Here is a 15,278-nt window from a genome sequence, read left to right as displayed (position 1 = left end):
GAAGGGCCCCCTGTTAACGCAAAACGTTGTACAGGGGGCCCTTCCTAACACTTCGCTCAGCGCAGGGTGAGCTGCCGGCCGAGCAGGCCGTGCCGGGCGCGGCGGCCCGCCGCGTCCAGCGGCTCCTTCTCGGCGAGGGCCTCGGCGTAGCGCTCGGCGAACTCCCGCACCGGCTCCTCCCAGTCGGCCGCCGGGACGTCCTCGGGCAGGTCCCAGACCGGCACGAGGCGCCCGTGCGCGCGGAACATGCCGGCGAACTTCGTGCCCCCGGCGAGGGGCAGCGTGCCGGCGGCGCTCAGCCGCGCCAGGGCGTCCAGCGCGGCGTCCTCGTCGTCGGGGAGCACCCAGCGCACGTGCGCCTTCTCCGGCACCTGACACCAGTACGCCGCCCGCGCCGCCGCCAGCCGCACGGTCGGGTAGATGGCCGCGTTGGCCCGCTCCAGCGACGCCTGGACGGTCGGGTCGTCGGCCGCCCCCGGGTCGAGCCAGAACTCGAAGCCCTCGTGCATGCTGATCTCCAGCGGCCCGTCGACCAGGATGTCCTGGAGGCGGGGGCCGGGGCCGGGCAGCGGCGGCACGGTGACCGTCCGGCCCGGCTCGGTGCGCAGCGCGCAGAGCAGCGCCTCGGCCAGGTCCCGGGAGACGTCGCCGGACTGCTGGTGGCGCTGGAGCCCGACGAAGACCCGACCGTCCGCCTTGGTCATCGCCGGTGCGGCCATCGGCAGCACGGTGGCCAGGGTGACCGGGCGGTCGCCGTGCTCCTCGACCAGCTCGGGGACGAGCCGCAGCGGCGCGGACGCGGCGGGGACCAGCTCACGCAGGGCGATCCACTCCGGCTCGTCGGCCAGCCCCTCGAACGGTCGGGGCACGAAGACGTCCCGCACCTTCTCCCGCTTCCCGGTGACGCTGACGTCGGCGGCCCGCTGGATCCTTCTACGCTTGCTCACGGCGAGACAGCCTAGAGCCCACGGCCCGCCGGGGTGGGGAGGACCCGCCCCGCCCGCCCGGCCCGCGTGGCTCAGCCGGCGGCGACGAGATCGGTGCGGGGCGTGGCGGCGGGGTCGAACTCGGCCCACACGCACTGCCCGAGGCCGTCCCGGTCGACGCCCCACCGGCTGGCCAGGCCCGCGACGATGTGCAGGCCCCGGCCGTCGACCGCATCGGGGCTGGCGGCCCGCACCAGCGGCCCGGCGGCGGCCCCGCCGTCGGTGACCCGGAGCTGGACGAACTGCCCGTCGGGGGTGCGGCGCAGCCGCCAGGCCACCCGGACCACCCCGCCGGGGAGCGCCTCGGCGTGCCGGACGGCGTTGCCGACCAGCTCTGCCAGGACCGCCACCAGGTCGGCCAGGAGCATCGACGGCACGACGTCGGCCAGCTCGTCGGCGAGCCGGTGCCGGGCCAGGCGCGCACCGGTCGGGTGGTGCGGCACCACCACGCACCACGACCTCTCGACCCGCTCTCCCGCCACCGTCGCTTCCTCTCGCCCCACCACACCCCGCGGCCGCGGAGACTCGCCCCACCACACCCCGCGGCCGCGGAGACCTGCCTCGCCGCCCCGGCCCCGGCCCCGCCGGCCGGGCTCACCCGCGTGGCAGCCGGACCTCTGCGACCGTACCGCCACCTTCCCTCGGCCGGAGGGACACCCAGCCGTTCTGCTGTTCAACGATCCGGCGGACGAGATAGAGGCCGAGCCCCGCGCCCGGATATCCCCGGCGGTCGCCGGACTCGCCCTGCCAGAACCGGTCGAACGCCCGCTCGACGTGCTCCGGCCGGATGCCGATGCCCCGGTCGCTGACCCGCAGCGACACGGTCCGCTCGTTGCCTCCGGCGGTGATCTCGATCGGGGTGCCGGGCGCCGAGTACTTGTCGGCGTTGGTCCCCAGCTCGGTCAGCACCGTCGTCAGCGACTGCCGGCTGCCGAGCGCCTTCGGCAGGCCCTCGGGCACGTCGAGGACGACCCGGCGGCGCAGGTCGGTGGGCAGGTCGGCGACGGCGGCCCGGAGCGCCTCGCCCAGGTCGAAGGGGACGGACGGCTCGCCGGGCCGGCCCTCGGTGGCCGAGGTGAGCAGCCGGTCGACCAGCCGGGCCAGTTCGTTGGCCCGCTGCCCGATGACCCGGGCGGCCTGCCGCCGGTCGGCCTCGGTGAGGGAGTCCCAGTGCTCGGTGAGGGTGTCCGCGTACCCCTTGATGACGGTGACCGGCGTGCGCAGCTCGTGGCTGGTCACCGCGACGAAGAGGTCCCGGTCCTGGTCGCGGAGCTGCTGGTCGGTGATGTCCCGGAAGGTGACCACGCGCAGCGCCCCGGGGCCCGGCAGCTCGCCCGAGGTGATCTTGATCCAGCGGCCGTCGGGCAGCCGGTGGTCGAGGACCTGCCCGGACGGGGGGAGGGGGAACGGCAGGGCGCGGTTGAGCGACTCCGCGACCGACCGGCCGGTCACCTGGGCGGCGGCCGGGTTCCAGAGCCGGACGCGCCCGTCCCGGTCGACCACGGCGAGCCCGTCGGCCAGCGCCGCGACCACCGGGCCGTCGCCGTGCACCGGCAGCCCGCTCTGGTCGCTGTACATGTGGGCGATGCAGGAGGCGATGTACGCCACCACCTCGTGCTGCCCGGCGGCCGTCGAGTCGTCGTCGTCCGGGTAGAACGCGTGCAGGCTGCCGACGGTCAGCCCGCCGATCTCGGCGCGGGCGGCCACCATCCGGCGCAGCCCCCGGTCGACCAGCTCGGCGCCGATCGGGCCGGGGATGCGGTCCACCCGGATGTCGCGGACCCGCGGGCCGGAGAGCAGGCAGACGGTGGCCGGGTCGGTGGGCGACACGGGCCGGCCGACGGCCCACTCGGCACCCCCGGTCGCGGCGATCACCCGGCCGCCGGTGGGCGCGAACTCCACGAAGGCGGTGCTGGCCGCCCCGATCGCCGGCTGGACCACCTGGAGCAGCCGGGCGAGGACGGGCAGACCGGCTTCACCAGAGTTGATCATCTCGATAACCCTGCCATGGCCGGTTATCAGGGCGGCGAGGTCGGTACGGTCCGGCATGTCCCGAGTGTGCCGCGCCGGCCCGCTCCCCGACACCCCCGCGCGGGCGGCCCCGGCATCCGCGCCGCCCGGCGAACCCGGCCTGACCAGCCAGCGGACGACGCCGCCCCGCCGGTTCACCGGCCCCGTCCGGTGCGGAGGCGACCTCGGCGGCCGGTGCCGCCCGACCCGTTCACCGGCCCAGCCGGGCCAGCGCGTGCGCCGGCCGGTCGGTGATGATCCCGTCCACCCCGACGTCGAGCACCAGGTCCAGTTCGGCGGGCTCGTTGACGGTCCAGACGTACACCTGGTGGCCGGCGGCCCGCAGCGCGGGAACCAGGCGCGGCCGGGCCCGGACCAGCTCGACCCCCGGCCCGGCGATGCGGGTGCCGAACGGCAGCCGGCCGAGCCGCAGCCAGCGCGGCAGCACCTCCAGCAGGAGCACCGTGGGCAGCCCGGGGGCGAGGTCGCGGACGCGGCGCACGGCCAGCGGCGAGAAGGACATCACGGTGACCTGGACCAGGGCGTCCGGGTCCGGCTCGGCCAGGCCGTAGCGGCGCAGCAGGGCCACCAGCCGGCGCTCCACGTGCCCGCCGTACCGCGAGGGGTGCTTCGTCTCGATCAGCAGCCGCACCGGGCGGCCGGCGGCCAGCACCGCGTCGAGCAACCGTTCGAGGGTGAGCAGCCGGGTGTGCGACTCGTCCGGCAACTCGTCGCCGTCGGGCGGCACGCAGCCCGGGTGCCAGGAGCCGAAGTCCAGCGCCTCCAGCTCCGCCAGCGTGCGGACGCTGACCAGGCCGGTGCCGTTGCTGGTGCGGTCCAGCCGCCGGTCGTGGACGCAGACCAGGTGCCCGTCGCGGGTCAGCCGGACGTCGCACTCCAGCCCGTCGACGCCTTCGTCGAGGGCCCGCAGGTACGCGGCGAGCGTGTGCTCCGGCAGGTCCGCCGAGGAGCCGCGGTGCGCGAAGACCAGGGGGTCACCCATGCCCGTCGCCCGTCGCTCTCAGATGACCTGTCTCGCTCAGATGACCTGGCCCGGCCCGCCGTCCCCGGCCACCACGGGTCGGCCGACGGCCGCCCACTGGCGCATTCCGCCGTCGGCGTTGCGCACCTGGTCCCAGCCGTTGTTCCGCAGGTAGGCCACCACCTGCGCCGAGCGCCCGCCGGAGCGGCAGATGACCGCCACGTCGCGGTCGGTGGGCACCTCGGCCATCCGGGCGGGCAGCTCCATCATCGGCAGGTGGTGGGCGCCGGGAGCGTGCCCGGCGGCCCACTCGTCGTCCTCGCGGACGTCGAGCAGGTAGGTGTCGTCGGCGATCTCGGTCACGGGCACGGTGGGAACCTGGGGTCCGAACACGGTCACCAAGCCTAGAGCCTCGCCCGGCCGTCCGGTCGGGGGCGTGCGAATCCGGGCGGGTCGGGACGAATCCGCAGGTCAGAGGCGGGTCACCCAGCGCGGGTTGGCCTGGACCCAGCCGGGCATCCGGGCGCCCCGGACCGCCTCGAAGAGGGCGCTGCCCCCGCCGTCGAGCACGACGTACGAGATGCCGTCGATGGTCTGCGGGTGGGAGGGGATCTGGACGCCCGTCAGCGCGTTCGGGGGGAGGTCCCGGAGGGTGAGCAGCAGGTCCTCCAGGGGCACGCCGTTGGTGTCGACGGTCAGCGACGCGCCGACCGCCCGGATGAGCCGGTCGAGCCGCACTGGGTCGCGACGCAGGTTCGTCTCGCCGGCCCGGTCCAGCATCGCCCGCAGGAGCTGCTGCTGGTGGCGCTGCCGGTCGTAGTCGCCGCCGGGCAGGTCGTAGCGCTGCCGGACGTAGTCCAGCGCCCGCGCGCCGTCCATCTGCTGGCAGCCGGGGCTGAACAGGGTCTGGGTGTGGATCGAGCGGACCTCGGTGTCGACGCACATGCGCACCCCGCCGAGGAGGTCGATCACCTGCCGCAGCCCGGCGAAGTCGATCAGGGCGGCCCCGTCGAAGCGCAGCCCGGTGAGCCGGGTGAGGGTGGCCGAGAGGAGCTGGACGCCGGCCTCGCCGCCGCCACCGTGCTCGTACGCCGCGTTGAGCTTGTCGCTGCCGCCCCCGTAGCCGTTTCCCCCGGGCGGGATGCTGACCAACAGGTCGCGGGGGAACGAGACCAGATAGGCGCTCTTCGTGTCGGCCGGCACGTGCACGACCAGGATGGTGTCGGAGCGTTGGTCGTCGCCGGCCGCGCCGGGCCGCCGGTCCGAGCCGACGAGGAGGTAGTTGAGCGCCCCGTCGAGGTCCGTCCGGTCGCGCCGGGCGTCCGCGTCGAGCAGGTCCTCCTGGGTCACCGTGCGCTCGTACCGGTGGCCGAGGGCCCGGAGCCCGACCACGGTGCCGGCGGCCAGCAGCGCCAGGGCGAGGCCGACCCCGAGCAGGACCCGGCTCCAGCGGGGTACGCGTCGACGGGCCGGTCCCCGCCGTCCCCGTCCGGATTCCCCCGACCTGGCCGTGACGCCCCCCGTCGCCGCACGTGAATAGTTCTCACGTCAGGCTACGGGGGGCGTCGGGTCCGGCGGAGGGTTTCCCCTGATCAGGGTGCTACTTGCGGGTCGACAGCACGCCCGGATTGGCGTAGACGAACTCGGCGAGCTTGTCGTTCTTGATCGCCTGGAACATCTCCATGGTCTGCGGGCTCAGCGACTCCTTCGTCCCGCTGGCGTTCGCGTGGAACGTGCCGCCGTTGGTCCGCAGCGTGGTCAGGTCGTTGCCGGTGACCCCGCGCATCGTGTAGATGAAGTCGATGATCGGCACGCCGCCGGTGTCCAGGACGAACGCCTTGCCGGCCGCCTTGATCAGCCCGTTGAGCTTCACCGGGTTGGTCAGCGTGCCGTTCTCGGTCGCCTTCTTCGCCATCGCCTTGATCAGCTGCTGCTGGTTCTGCTGGCGGTCGTAGTCGCTGTTCGGCAGGCCGTAGCGCTGCCGGGCGTAGTCGAGGGCCGCCCAGCCCTTCATGTCCCGGCAGCCCTTCTTGTGCACCACCGGGGTCATCGGCTTGCCGGTCTTCTTCGCGTCGGCGTTCCACATCGGCTTGCCGTCGACGTACGACATGTGGTGCGACTTGACCTCGTGGCTCACGCAGATCCGCACGGTGCCGAGGGCGTCGATGACGCCCTTGAATCCGCCGAAGTTGATGATGGCCGCGCCGTCGAAGCTGATCCCCGTCATCTTCTTGATCGTCTGGGCCATCAGCTGCGCGCCGCCCTCCCAACCGCCGCCGTTGCGGGCGCCCGCCTGGAAGGCTGCGTTGATCTTGTCGGTGCCGCCGCCGTAGCCGCTCTTCTTGAACGCCGGGATCTGCGCCTCGGTGTCGCGCGGAATGGAGATCAGGTACGCCTGGTCGTGCGAGGCGGGGATGTGCAGCACGATGATGGTGTCGGCCCGGACGTCGTCGGCGGCCCAGCGCTCGCGGGCGTCCACACCCAGCAGCAGCATGTCGATCGGGCCGTCCAGGCTCGCCCCGCCCTCGGCGTCGGACTTGCCGGCGTCGCCGAGCAGGTTGCGCTGCGCGATGTTGCCGGTGGCCTGGCTGATGAACGCCTTGCTGCCGACGATGGCGATCCCGCTGGTCATCATGAGGATCGCGCCGAAGACGACGGTGAGGCGGGCCCACAGCGGGTCCTTGCGGCGCTTCTTGCGCTTACGGGCGGGGACGTCGGCGGGGGGTCGGCCGCCGCTGCGGGGTTGCGACGGGATGGCCGACGGAACCCGTGCGACCGCGCCGACGGGCTCCTGCGACGGAGGGCGACGGCTGGTATGAACCGGCATGCGTGCTCCAGCTCGCGTGATCGGGGGGCGGGACCACTGTACGTACCGCTTCCCGTCAAGGCGAGTTCGTCCGCCGGCTATTCGCAGTTATCCTGGCAGTTGCCTGCGGAATTCACCCGTTCGGTCAATCGAAAGCAGCCGGTCGGCGGTAGGGCCCCCGGTGGAATGGGGTCCGACCGCCGACCGGCGCTGACGTGTGTCGAAGTAACGACCAGCCGAATCCGTCTCCGTTACCGGAAACTCGTCACCCCGAGCTGCCCTCCGGCGGGTTGGCCTTCACCCACTCGGCCATCTTGTCGGCCGTCATCGCCTGGTACATGGCCAGCGCCTTCTCCCGGTCCGAGACCACCACCGACTCGCCGTTGATCGTGTCGCTGCCCGAGTTCGGGCTGGTGACGAAGATCAGGTTCTCCCCGCGCAGGCTGCGGAACTGCAGCGCCATGTCGACCAGCGAGAAGCCCTGGTCCACGGTCACCGCGTCCGTCACCGACTGGAGGAACGCGTTGAGCTTCTTCGGGTTGGTCAGCGTGCCCGTGCTGGCCGCCTTGTCCATCAGGGCCTTGAGGAACTCCTGCTGGTGGCGCATCCGCGCGAAGTCGCCGTCGGGGAACTGCTTGCGCTGCCGGATCCAGTCCAGCGCCTCCGCGCCGTTCATGTGCATGGTGCCCTTGGTGAACTTGCGGAACGGCTTGTGGATCGAGGTGATCGACCGCTCCACCTTCAGGTCCACCCCGCCGAGCGCGTCGGTGACCTGCTTGAACCCGGCGAAGTCGATCGCCATCACGTTGTCGATGCGGACGTCGGTGAAGCACTCCACCGTCTTCACGGCCAGCGGCAGGCCGCCGAACGCGAACGCGGCGTTGATCTTCGCCCGCTGCCCCGAGGCGCAGTCCGCCTGGGCGTTCTCGGGGATCGGCACGTACAGGTCGCGGGGGATGGAGACCAGGTAGGCGGACTTGTGGTCGGCCGGGATGTGCATGACGATGATCGTGTCGGCCCGCCACTGGCTCTGCTGGTCCACCGGGGCGTCCGGGTCCCGCGAGTCGCTGCCGACCAGCAGGATGTTGAGCGCACCGTCCACCGCCTTCGGCGGTCGGCCGCCGGTCAGCTCCGAGAACGGGTCGGTGCGGGCCAGGTCCTGGTTGAGGTTGCGGGTGTAGAACCACGCCCCGGCCCCGCCGAGCAGCGCGAGGACGAGCACCGCCACGCCGGCCACCAGGCCGATCCGGCCCCACCTCGGGCGCGGCCCGCGCCCACCGGCCCGCCGGGGAGCGCCCGGCCCACCCGGTCCCCCGGGCCCCCCGGGGCCGTCCGACCCGCCGAAGCCGCCGCCCCGGGGCCGGTCGTCGTGGGTGGGATACCACTGGGCCCCGGGCACGCGGGCGCGCCCCGAGCCCTCCTGGCCGGGGCCGGGCACCGGGGCACGCCCCGCGCTGCGACGCAGGTGTGGAATCGGAACGCCGGCGGAAGCGGTCGCTGACATGTACCCGAGGGTACGTAGCCCCGTCGAGTGTCGCCCTCAATCGCAGGTCGGCCGGCGGGCCGCGTCGCGCCGACCGGCTACCCTAGCCGCTCGCGGAAGTGCTCGATCGTGCGTCGGAGGCCGTCTTCGGGCGCCACCGCCGGCTCGTATCCGAGCAGTTCACGGGCAAGGGTCAGGTCGGGGCGGCGCATCTCCGGGTCGTCGGCCGCCCGGGTGACGTACGTCACCTCGGACGTGCTGCCGGAGAGTGACACGATCAACTCGGCCAGTTGCCGCATGGTCAGCTCGTGCTCGGTGCCGCAGTTGACCGGGCCGGTCTCCGTCGAGTCGAGCAGCAGCAGGATGCCGCGCACCAGGTCCTCGACGTAGCAGATCGACCGGGTCTGGTTGCCGGTGCCGTGCACGGTGATCGGCTCGCCGCGCAGCGCCTGCGAGATGAACGTCGGGATCGCCCGGCCGTCGTCCGGCCGCATCCGCGGGCCGTACGTGTTGAAGATCCGCACGATCGCGGCGTCCAGCCCCCGGTACCGGTGGTAGGCCATCGTGGCCGCCTCCGAGAACCGCTTCGCCTCGTCGTAGACGCTGCGCACGCCGATCGGGTTGACGTTGCCCCAGTACGTCTCGCGCTGCGGGTGCTCCTTCGGGTCCCCGTACGCCTCGGAGGTGGAGGCCATCAGGAACCGGGCGCCGTCGGCGACCGCGCGGTCCAGCAGGTGCAGGGTCGCCACCGACCCGACCCGGAGGATCTCCACCGGCAGGGTCGCGAAGTCGGTGGGGCTGGCCGGGGAGGCCATGTGCATGATCGCGTCGAACCGCTCGGCCAGCGCCGGGTGGTGGGTCGGCAGCCCGTCGGAGATGTCCGCCTCGACCAGCGTGAAGTTGGGCTTGTCGTGCAGGTGGGCCACGTTGTCCTTGGAACCGGTGACGAAATTGTCCAGCGCCACCACCGTGCAGCCGCGGGCGACGAGTGTGTCGACCAGGTGCGACGGCACGAAGCCGGCGCCGCCGGTGACGAGGACGCGGTGACCGGGACCGAAGCGCGGGGCAACCTTCATGCCGACCAGCCTATACAGGCACGAGATGGAAGGAAGGGCCCCCTGTTAACGCGAAACGTTGTACAGGGGGCCCCTTTTAACCAGCTCGGCCGGTGCGGAGCCGAGCAGGCTCGGTACGCACCCGGGCCGGTGCGTACCGGCCTCAGTGCGCGCCGGCGCCGGTGAGGGAACGCACCTCCAGTTCGGCGTACTTCTCCTCGTCGCTCTCGTTGGAGATCATCGTGCCGATCCACCCGCACAGGAACCCGAACGGGATGGAGAGGATGCCCGGGTTGGACAGCGGGAACCAGTGCCAGTCGTGGTCCGGGAACATCGACGTCGGCGCCCCGGAGACCACCGGCGAGAAGAACACCAGCAGCACCGCGGCGAGCAGTCCGCCGTAGATCGCCCAGACCGCGCCGGAGGTGTTGAACCGCTTCCAGAACAGGCTGTAGAGGATCGCCGGCAGGTTTCCGGAGGCGGCCACCGCGAACGCGAGCGCCACCAGGAAGGCCACGTTCAGGCTCTGCGCGTAGATCGACAGGGCGATCGAGACCGCGCCGATGACCAGCGCCGAGACCCGGGCCACCCGGACCTCCTGGCGCTCCGATGCCTGCCCGTTCTTGAGGACGTTGGCGTAGAAGTCGTGCGCCAGGCTGGACGACGAGGCCAGGGTGAGCCCGGCGACCACCGCCAGGATGGTGGCGAAGGCCACCGCCGCGATGATCGCCAGCAGGGTCGCGCCGCCGAGGTCGCCGCCGAGGAAGGTGATGCCCAGCTTCTCGGCGAGCTGTGGCGCGGCCGTGTTGCCGGCCTTGTCCTGGGCGGTGATCGCCGGGCCGCCGACCAGGGCCGCCGCGCCGAAGCCGAGGGCCAGGGTGAGCAGGTAGAACGCGCCGATGATGCCGATCGCCCAGAGCACGCTCTTGCGGGCCGCCTTGGCGGTCGGCACGGTGTAGAAGCGGATCAGGATGTGCGGCAGGCCCGCCGTGCCGAGCACCAGCGCGATGCCGAGCGAGAGCAGGTCGACCTTGTTGTAGAACGTCTGCGTCGCGTTCCCGGCCACCTCGACGCCGTAGCGCAGGCCGGGTTCGAGGAAGGCGCTGCCCTTGCCCGAGGAGGCGGCGGCGTCGCCGAGCAGCGACGACAGGTTGAACTTGTACTTCGCCAGCACCAGCAGGGTCATCACCAGCGCGCCGGTCATCAGCAGGAACGCCTTGACGATCTGGACGTACGTGGTGCCCTTCATGCCGCCCACGGTGACGTAGATGATCATCAGGGCGCCGACCATGATGATCGTGGCGACCTTCGCGGTGTCGGCGTCCATGCCGAGGAACGTGGTGCCCGGCTTGATGCCCAGCAGCAGCGCCACCAGCGCGCCCGCGCCGACCATCTGGGCCAGCAGATAGAAGATCGACACGGTGATGGTGGAGACCGCCGCCGCCGTGCGGACCGGCCGCTGGCGCATCCGGAACGCCAGCACGTCCGCCATCGTGTACCGGCCCGAGTTGCGCAGCAGTTCGGCGACGAGCAGCAGCGCCACCAGCCAGGCGACCAGGAAGCCGATCGAGTAGAGGAAGCCGTCGTAGCCGTAGAGGGCGATGATGCCGGCGATGCCGAGGAACGACGCGGCCGACATGTAGTCGCCGCCGATCGCCATACCGTTCTGGAAGCCGGAGAAGGACCGGCCGCCCGCGTAGAAGTCGGTGGCGGTCTTGGTCTGCCGGCTGGCCCAGATGGTGATGGCCAGGGTCACCGCCACGAACACCAGGAACAGCGTGATGGTGAGGTTGCGGGCGGTGCCGCCGCCCGCCTCAGCCGCGAGGACCGTGTTCATGGGTCACCTCCCCCATCTCGGCGCGGATGCGGTCGGCGACCGGGTCGATCTTCCGGTCGGCGAACCGGGAGTAGAGCCAGGCGATCAGGAACGTCGAGACGAACTGGAGCAGGCCGAAGATCAGGGCGACGTTGATGTTGCTGCCGAACAGCCTCGTGCCCATGAAGTCCCGCGCGTACGCGGAGAGGATCACGTAGAGCGCGTACCAGAGGAAGAACGCGACGGTCATCGGGAAGATGAAGCCGCGCAGAGCGCGACGCAACCCGGCGAACTCGTCCGAACGCTGTACGGCGAGGTACCGGTCCGCCGTGGACGCGGCCGGGCCCGCCGTCTCCGGCTCGGCCGGTGCGTCCGGCGGGGGTGTGTCCGTGGACATCTGTGGATCACCACCTTCACAGGCGTAGGGGGTTTCGCGCACGGTAGGAACCGCGCGCCCCGCCCGGGAAGAGGTGGATCGACGAGGGTCTCCACCTGCGCCGAGCGGTCGCCTGCCTGCGCCGAGTGACCCAGGTCACTCCGGTGACCGGTAGTGGCTGGTCAGGTCAGCTCGTGGTACCGACCCCGGTAGTGCAGCAGCGGGTCGCTCTCCCGCGTCAGGTCGATGCACTCGATGGTGGCCTCGACGAGCAGCGCCCAGCCGTACTCGCGGGCGGTGTCGAGCCGGCACCCGGCCCAGCCGGCGGCGTCGGTGGGCACCGGGCCGTACTCGGTCTCGGTCCAGACGCCGGTGGCGAAGAGGCCGCCCGGCGACGGGAACAGGCCGGCGAACCGGTCGGCGAGCTGCCGGTGCGGCGGACCCAGCGGCGCGACGGCGAACCGTCCCGCCGCCTCGACCGCCGCCCACAGGTCCGACTCCGCGTCGACCAGGCCCAGCAGCCGGTCCGGCTCCCCCTCGGCGACCAGCGTGGAGGACACGGTCAGGCCGGCGGGGCCCGGCGCGGTCCACAGCGTGACCGGCGCGGCGAGCCGACCCCGCAGCCGCCGGGCCGGGGAGCGCTGTCCCGCTGGTACGGCGAACGGGTCGACGTGGTGGATCTCGGCACCCGGCTCTGGATTCACGTGAAACATTGTGACCCCACCCGGCCCCCGCCGGCCGCCGGTCGGACCCTTCCGCCGAGGCCCGCGCTCAGGCCCGCCCGCCGCCGCACCGCGGCGGTCGCAGCCCTTCCGCCCTCTCCGGCACCGCAAGCCCAGTGCGCCCCCTTTGCTCTGCACCCGGATACGCAGCGCTCACCGAGCGCAACCGATGGCCGCATGCCTCGGCTCCGTCGACCCCGCACCCTCGCAGCTCAGGAGGGTGCTGCGCGGATGGGTGCAGAGCAAAGGGGAGGTGCGGGCGTGGAGGGTCGGGAGAGGGTGACCACGGAGAGCAACGAGACACGGTGGCTCGGCGACGAGGCGCGGTGACCCGGCAGCGAGACACGGTGACCCGGCGGCGCGGCGCGGGGCCGCGCGGTCACTCGTCGGAGCGCAGGGCGCGGCGGGCGGCGGCCAGCACCTCCGGGTCGGTGCAGCCGGCGGCGTACCCGGCGATCCGGCGGCGGATGTCCCGGCCGAGCAGCCAGCTCCCGACCCGGTGCGCGACGGGGCGCAGGAACGCCGGCCGGCAGCGGAAGTGGTATCGCCAGGTGGCGACCGACGTGCCGGGCTCCGGGCCGGGGGCGAACCGCCACCCGCCCGCGAACATCTCGAAGAACCACGGGCCCCGGACCATCTTCATCCCGACGTGGCTCGGCGGCGCGAAGGAGACGTACTCGCTGACCATCGTCAGGCCGTGCCGGGATCGGGTGAAGGTGCGCACGCCCTTGCCCGGGCGCGTCGCCCCGTCGGTGAAGTGCTGCTCGCGGACGAACGGGTCCCAGCGGTACCGGGCCGGCGCGACGGTCTGCGACACCGCGAAGGCCAGCTCGGGCGGCACCGGCACGGTGATCACCGACTCGACGACAGGCATCGTCCCATTGTGCCGCCCGTCAGCCAGGCAAGCTCGGGCGCGTGTGCGGGGGGCTCCTATCGTGCCGGGCATGAGTCCCGTGACGCCGCAGCAGCTCGCCCAGACCCGCGTCGTGGCCGCCGACGCCGTGCTCCGCAACGAGGTGGACTTCCGGGGCTATCCCCACCGGCACCTCGCCATCGCCGCCCGCCCGCGACTCAGCAGCAGCGGCGTCACCCAGCTCCTGGAGGCCGTCGAATACCTCGCCCACTACGGGTGGGAACTGGTCAACGTCAGCTCCTCCAGCAACAGCGGCCTGTTCTACGCGTTCCTGCGCCGCCGCTGAACCGCGGCCCCGCCGCTGGGCAACGCTCAGCGGCGCGGGGTCACGGCCGTCAGCAGCTCGGGGGCCCGCCGGTCCAGCACGTCACCGGCCAGGTACGCGCCGAGCAGCGCCGCGCCCAGCCCGTACGCCAGCCCCAGGGGCGTGGCCAGCCAGAGCCAGGCGTCGCCGAGCAACGCCGCGGCGACCACCATCGGCACGCTCGCCACCGCCGTGCCCAACATCGACAGCAGGGTGAGGAAGCTCTTCGCGACCCCGGCCCCGCTGTTCATCGCGAACGGGTTGCTCGTCTCCGGCAGCGAGTACGCCCCCAGCACCGAGACGAAGGCGCTGATCGCCAGCCCCGCCCCGTACGTGGCGAGGAGGCTGCCCGCCATCACGCCCAGCCACGCCGGCCGACCCAGCAGCATCCCCAGGATCACGGTGACGACGGCGAGCATCGGCAGGACGTACACCGAGAAGGCGGCCATCCGGGCCCGCAGCTCCAGCCGGCCGGGGACCCCGGCGACCACGTTCGCCGCGTACGCGCTGCCGTCGAAGCCGAACTGGTTGGCCAGGGTCACCGAGGCGAGCAGGCCGACGAAGACCATCGAGATGCTGACCAGCACCGGGGACGAGTCGGGGGCGGCGAACTCCATGCCCTCCCCGGTGGAGAAGCTCGCCCCGCCGAAGTTGACCATCACCGGCACGAAGATGCCGACCACGGCGATCGTGATCAGGTTGGCCCGCCGCCGGGCGTCCCGCCACCAGTAGCGGCACTCCCGGGCCACCAGCGCGCCGAACCGGTCCCGCCGCGCCCAGCCGACCGCCTTCGGAAAGAGCTGCCCGACCGCGCCGGAAACGGCCCCCGCCGCGCCGCCCGCCGCCGCACCGCCCACCGCCGCGCCGCCCACCGCCGCGCCGCCGCCGGTCTTCGCCGCGCCGCCGCGCACCTTGGCCCCGCCGCCGCGCACCCTGATCCGGCCGCCGCTGGCCGCCCCGACCATGGCCGACTCCAGCGACCGGGACCACCACCACAGCAGCGCGCCGATCGTCAGCGCGGTGATCAGCAGCTTCACCGGCACGGCCCAGGCCCGCCCCTCGGCCACGTCGATGCCGACCGTCCACGGCGCGCCGAACGGGGTCCAGCCGACGACCCGGGCCACCCCGGTCAGCCGGTCCCAGTCGGCCTGCTGCACGGCGGCCACCACCACGATCTGCAGCGGGCCGAGCAGCGCGGCGAGCACCGCCAGCAGCACGGCCGCCAGGTCGCGTACCCGACGGGAGCGCAACATGGTCGCGAACGCGCTGGTCATCGCCCGGCTGGCCGCGACGCAGAGCAGCAGCCCGGCGACCACCCCGACGGCCGCGACGAGCGCCGCCGCCGCGCCGCCGAGCAGGCCCGAGGTGAGCACCAGCCCGCCGGTCGCGATCAGCGCCGCCACCGCCGGCACGCTGACCAGCGCGGCGGCGAACAGCCCGGTGACCAGGGTGCGCCGGGACAGCGGCAGCAGGGCGAACCGGGCCGGGTCGAGCGTCTCGTCCACCCCGAAGAAGACCAGCGGCAGCAGCAGCCAGCCGAGCACCAGCAGGCCGCCGCCGAACGCGGCGGCCATCAGCGCGTACGTCGGCTCGTCGGCCAGCCCTGGGGCGGCCAGCAGGAAGAAGCCGGTGGCGGCGAACCAGAGCCCGGCGATCATCCCGCCCACGAACATGGCGATGCGCCAGCCCTGGCCCCGGAAGTTGTTGCCCATCACCCGCAGCTTCAGCCGGACGAAGTGCCGGGCCGAGACGGGGCGGACCCGTTCGGCCGGCTGGCCGCCCGGCCCGGTCACCGCCATGGTCGCGCCCCGCTGGCCCGCGCCGG

At 73.1% G+C, this 15,278-nt stretch carries 14 protein-coding genes and 1 pseudogene; 1 reads left to right on the top strand and 14 read right to left on the bottom strand.

The window, feature by feature from the left end; translation table 11 throughout:
* Window positions 1-56: 56 nt before the first annotated feature.
* From GA0070558_RS03940 to GA0070558_RS03880, 13 genes and pseudogenes are all read right to left on the bottom strand, one after another.
* Complete coding sequence (locus GA0070558_RS03940) at window positions 57-947, bottom strand: DUF5926 family protein (RefSeq protein WP_091275833.1); 891 nt, start codon at window positions 945-947, stop codon at window positions 57-59.
* Between the two features lie 71 nt (window positions 948-1,018).
* Window positions 1,019-1,435: an ATP-binding protein gene (locus GA0070558_RS03935; protein ID WP_091275830.1), complete on the bottom strand. Its 417-nt coding sequence runs from the start codon at window positions 1,433-1,435 to the stop codon at window positions 1,019-1,021.
* 145 nt (window positions 1,436-1,580) lie between these two features.
* The gene (locus GA0070558_RS03930) at window positions 1,581-3,035 is read right to left on the bottom strand and encodes a sensor histidine kinase (RefSeq protein WP_077935283.1); all 1,455 of its coding nucleotides are present in this window, start codon (window positions 3,033-3,035) and stop codon (window positions 1,581-1,583) included.
* A gap of 172 nt (window positions 3,036-3,207) precedes the next feature.
* A complete protein-coding gene (locus GA0070558_RS03925) occupies window positions 3,208-3,999 on the bottom strand; it encodes a glycerophosphodiester phosphodiesterase (RefSeq protein ID WP_043960906.1) in 792 nt (263 codons plus the stop codon).
* 36 nt (window positions 4,000-4,035) lie between these two features.
* A complete protein-coding gene (locus tag GA0070558_RS03920; protein ID WP_043963601.1) occupies window positions 4,036-4,371 on the bottom strand; it encodes a rhodanese-like domain-containing protein in 336 nt (111 codons plus the stop codon).
* 78 nt (window positions 4,372-4,449) lie between these two features.
* The gene (locus tag GA0070558_RS03915) at window positions 4,450-5,328 is read right to left on the bottom strand and encodes an LCP family protein (protein WP_439709562.1); all 879 of its coding nucleotides are present in this window, start codon (window positions 5,326-5,328) and stop codon (window positions 4,450-4,452) included.
* Window positions 5,329-5,578: 250 nt separating this feature from the next.
* Complete coding sequence (locus GA0070558_RS03910) at window positions 5,579-6,805, bottom strand: LCP family protein (protein WP_091275824.1); 1,227 nt, start codon at window positions 6,803-6,805, stop codon at window positions 5,579-5,581.
* Window positions 6,806-7,049: 244 nt separating this feature from the next.
* Entirely contained in the window at window positions 7,050-8,288 is a 1,239-nt protein-coding gene (locus GA0070558_RS03905) for an LCP family protein (protein WP_091275821.1), read from the bottom strand.
* Between the two features lie 77 nt (window positions 8,289-8,365).
* Entirely contained in the window at window positions 8,366-9,343 is a 978-nt protein-coding gene (locus tag GA0070558_RS03900) for an NAD-dependent epimerase/dehydratase family protein (protein ID WP_077935279.1), read from the bottom strand.
* Window positions 9,344-9,485: 142 nt separating this feature from the next.
* Window positions 9,486-11,159 carry a monocarboxylic acid transporter gene (locus tag GA0070558_RS03895; protein WP_091275819.1) on the bottom strand — a complete coding sequence of 558 codons (1,674 nt, stop codon included), beginning with the start codon at window positions 11,157-11,159 and terminating at the stop codon, window positions 9,486-9,488.
* The gene (locus GA0070558_RS03890) at window positions 11,137-11,535 is read right to left on the bottom strand and encodes a DUF485 domain-containing protein (protein ID WP_077935277.1); all 399 of its coding nucleotides are present in this window, start codon (window positions 11,533-11,535) and stop codon (window positions 11,137-11,139) included. Before GA0070558_RS03890 ends, GA0070558_RS03895 begins: the two co-directional genes overlap by 23 nt.
* A 161-nt stretch (window positions 11,536-11,696) precedes the next feature.
* Window positions 11,697-12,230, bottom strand: a pseudogene (locus GA0070558_RS03885) (flavin reductase family protein); the annotation flags it as partial.
* Between the two features lie 385 nt (window positions 12,231-12,615).
* Window positions 12,616-13,110 (bottom strand): SRPBCC family protein, encoded by a 495-nt coding sequence (locus GA0070558_RS03880; protein ID WP_091275816.1) that lies wholly within the window; start codon window positions 13,108-13,110, stop codon window positions 12,616-12,618.
* Between the two features lie 70 nt (window positions 13,111-13,180).
* On the opposite strand from GA0070558_RS03880, the gene GA0070558_RS03875 reads away from it, so the two are divergent.
* Window positions 13,181-13,435 carry a hypothetical protein gene (locus GA0070558_RS03875; RefSeq protein ID WP_043960895.1) on the top strand — a complete coding sequence of 85 codons (255 nt, stop codon included), beginning with the start codon at window positions 13,181-13,183 and terminating at the stop codon, window positions 13,433-13,435.
* 26 nt (window positions 13,436-13,461) lie between these two features.
* On the opposite strand, the gene GA0070558_RS03870 is transcribed toward GA0070558_RS03875, so the two are convergent.
* Window positions 13,462-15,252 carry an ABC transporter permease gene (locus GA0070558_RS03870; protein ID WP_091276229.1) on the bottom strand — a complete coding sequence of 597 codons (1,791 nt, stop codon included), beginning with the start codon at window positions 15,250-15,252 and terminating at the stop codon, window positions 13,462-13,464.
* Window positions 15,253-15,278 lie beyond the last annotated feature (26 nt).

Origin of the sequence: Micromonospora haikouensis, assembly GCF_900091595.1 — a bacterium.
Classification (GTDB): Bacteria; Actinomycetota; Actinomycetes; order Mycobacteriales; family Micromonosporaceae; genus Micromonospora; species Micromonospora haikouensis.
The sequence above is the reverse complement of the archived record's forward strand: the minus strand, read 5'-3'. Positions and strand labels throughout refer to the sequence as shown.

Bases quoted from the DNA above. Each gene is read 5' to 3' on its own strand.
- GA0070558_RS03930 (WP_077935283.1), bottom strand. From the start codon at position 3,035: ATGCCGGACCGTACCGACCTCGCCGCCCTGATAACCGGCCATGGCAGG.
- GA0070558_RS03925 (WP_043960906.1), bottom strand. From the start codon at position 3,999: ATGGGTGACCCCCTGGTCTTCGCGCACCGCGGCTCCTCGGCGGACCTG.
- GA0070558_RS03910 (WP_091275824.1), bottom strand. From the start codon at position 6,805: ATGCCGGTTCATACCAGCCGTCGCCCTCCGTCGCAGGAGCCCGTCGGC.
- GA0070558_RS03905 (WP_091275821.1), bottom strand. From the start codon at position 8,288: ATGTCAGCGACCGCTTCCGCCGGCGTTCCGATTCCACACCTGCGTCGC.
- GA0070558_RS03900 (WP_077935279.1), bottom strand. From the start codon at position 9,343: ATGAAGGTTGCCCCGCGCTTCGGTCCCGGTCACCGCGTCCTCGTCACC.
- GA0070558_RS03895 (WP_091275819.1), bottom strand. From the start codon at position 11,159: ATGAACACGGTCCTCGCGGCTGAGGCGGGCGGCGGCACCGCCCGCAAC.
- GA0070558_RS03890 (WP_077935277.1), bottom strand. From the start codon at position 11,535: ATGTCCACGGACACACCCCCGCCGGACGCACCGGCCGAGCCGGAGACG.
- GA0070558_RS03880 (WP_091275816.1), bottom strand. From the start codon at position 13,110: ATGCCTGTCGTCGAGTCGGTGATCACCGTGCCGGTGCCGCCCGAGCTG.
- GA0070558_RS03875 (WP_043960895.1), top strand. From the start codon at position 13,181: ATGAGTCCCGTGACGCCGCAGCAGCTCGCCCAGACCCGCGTCGTGGCC.
- GA0070558_RS03870 (WP_091276229.1), bottom strand. From the start codon at position 15,252: ATGGCGGTGACCGGGCCGGGCGGCCAGCCGGCCGAACGGGTCCGCCCC.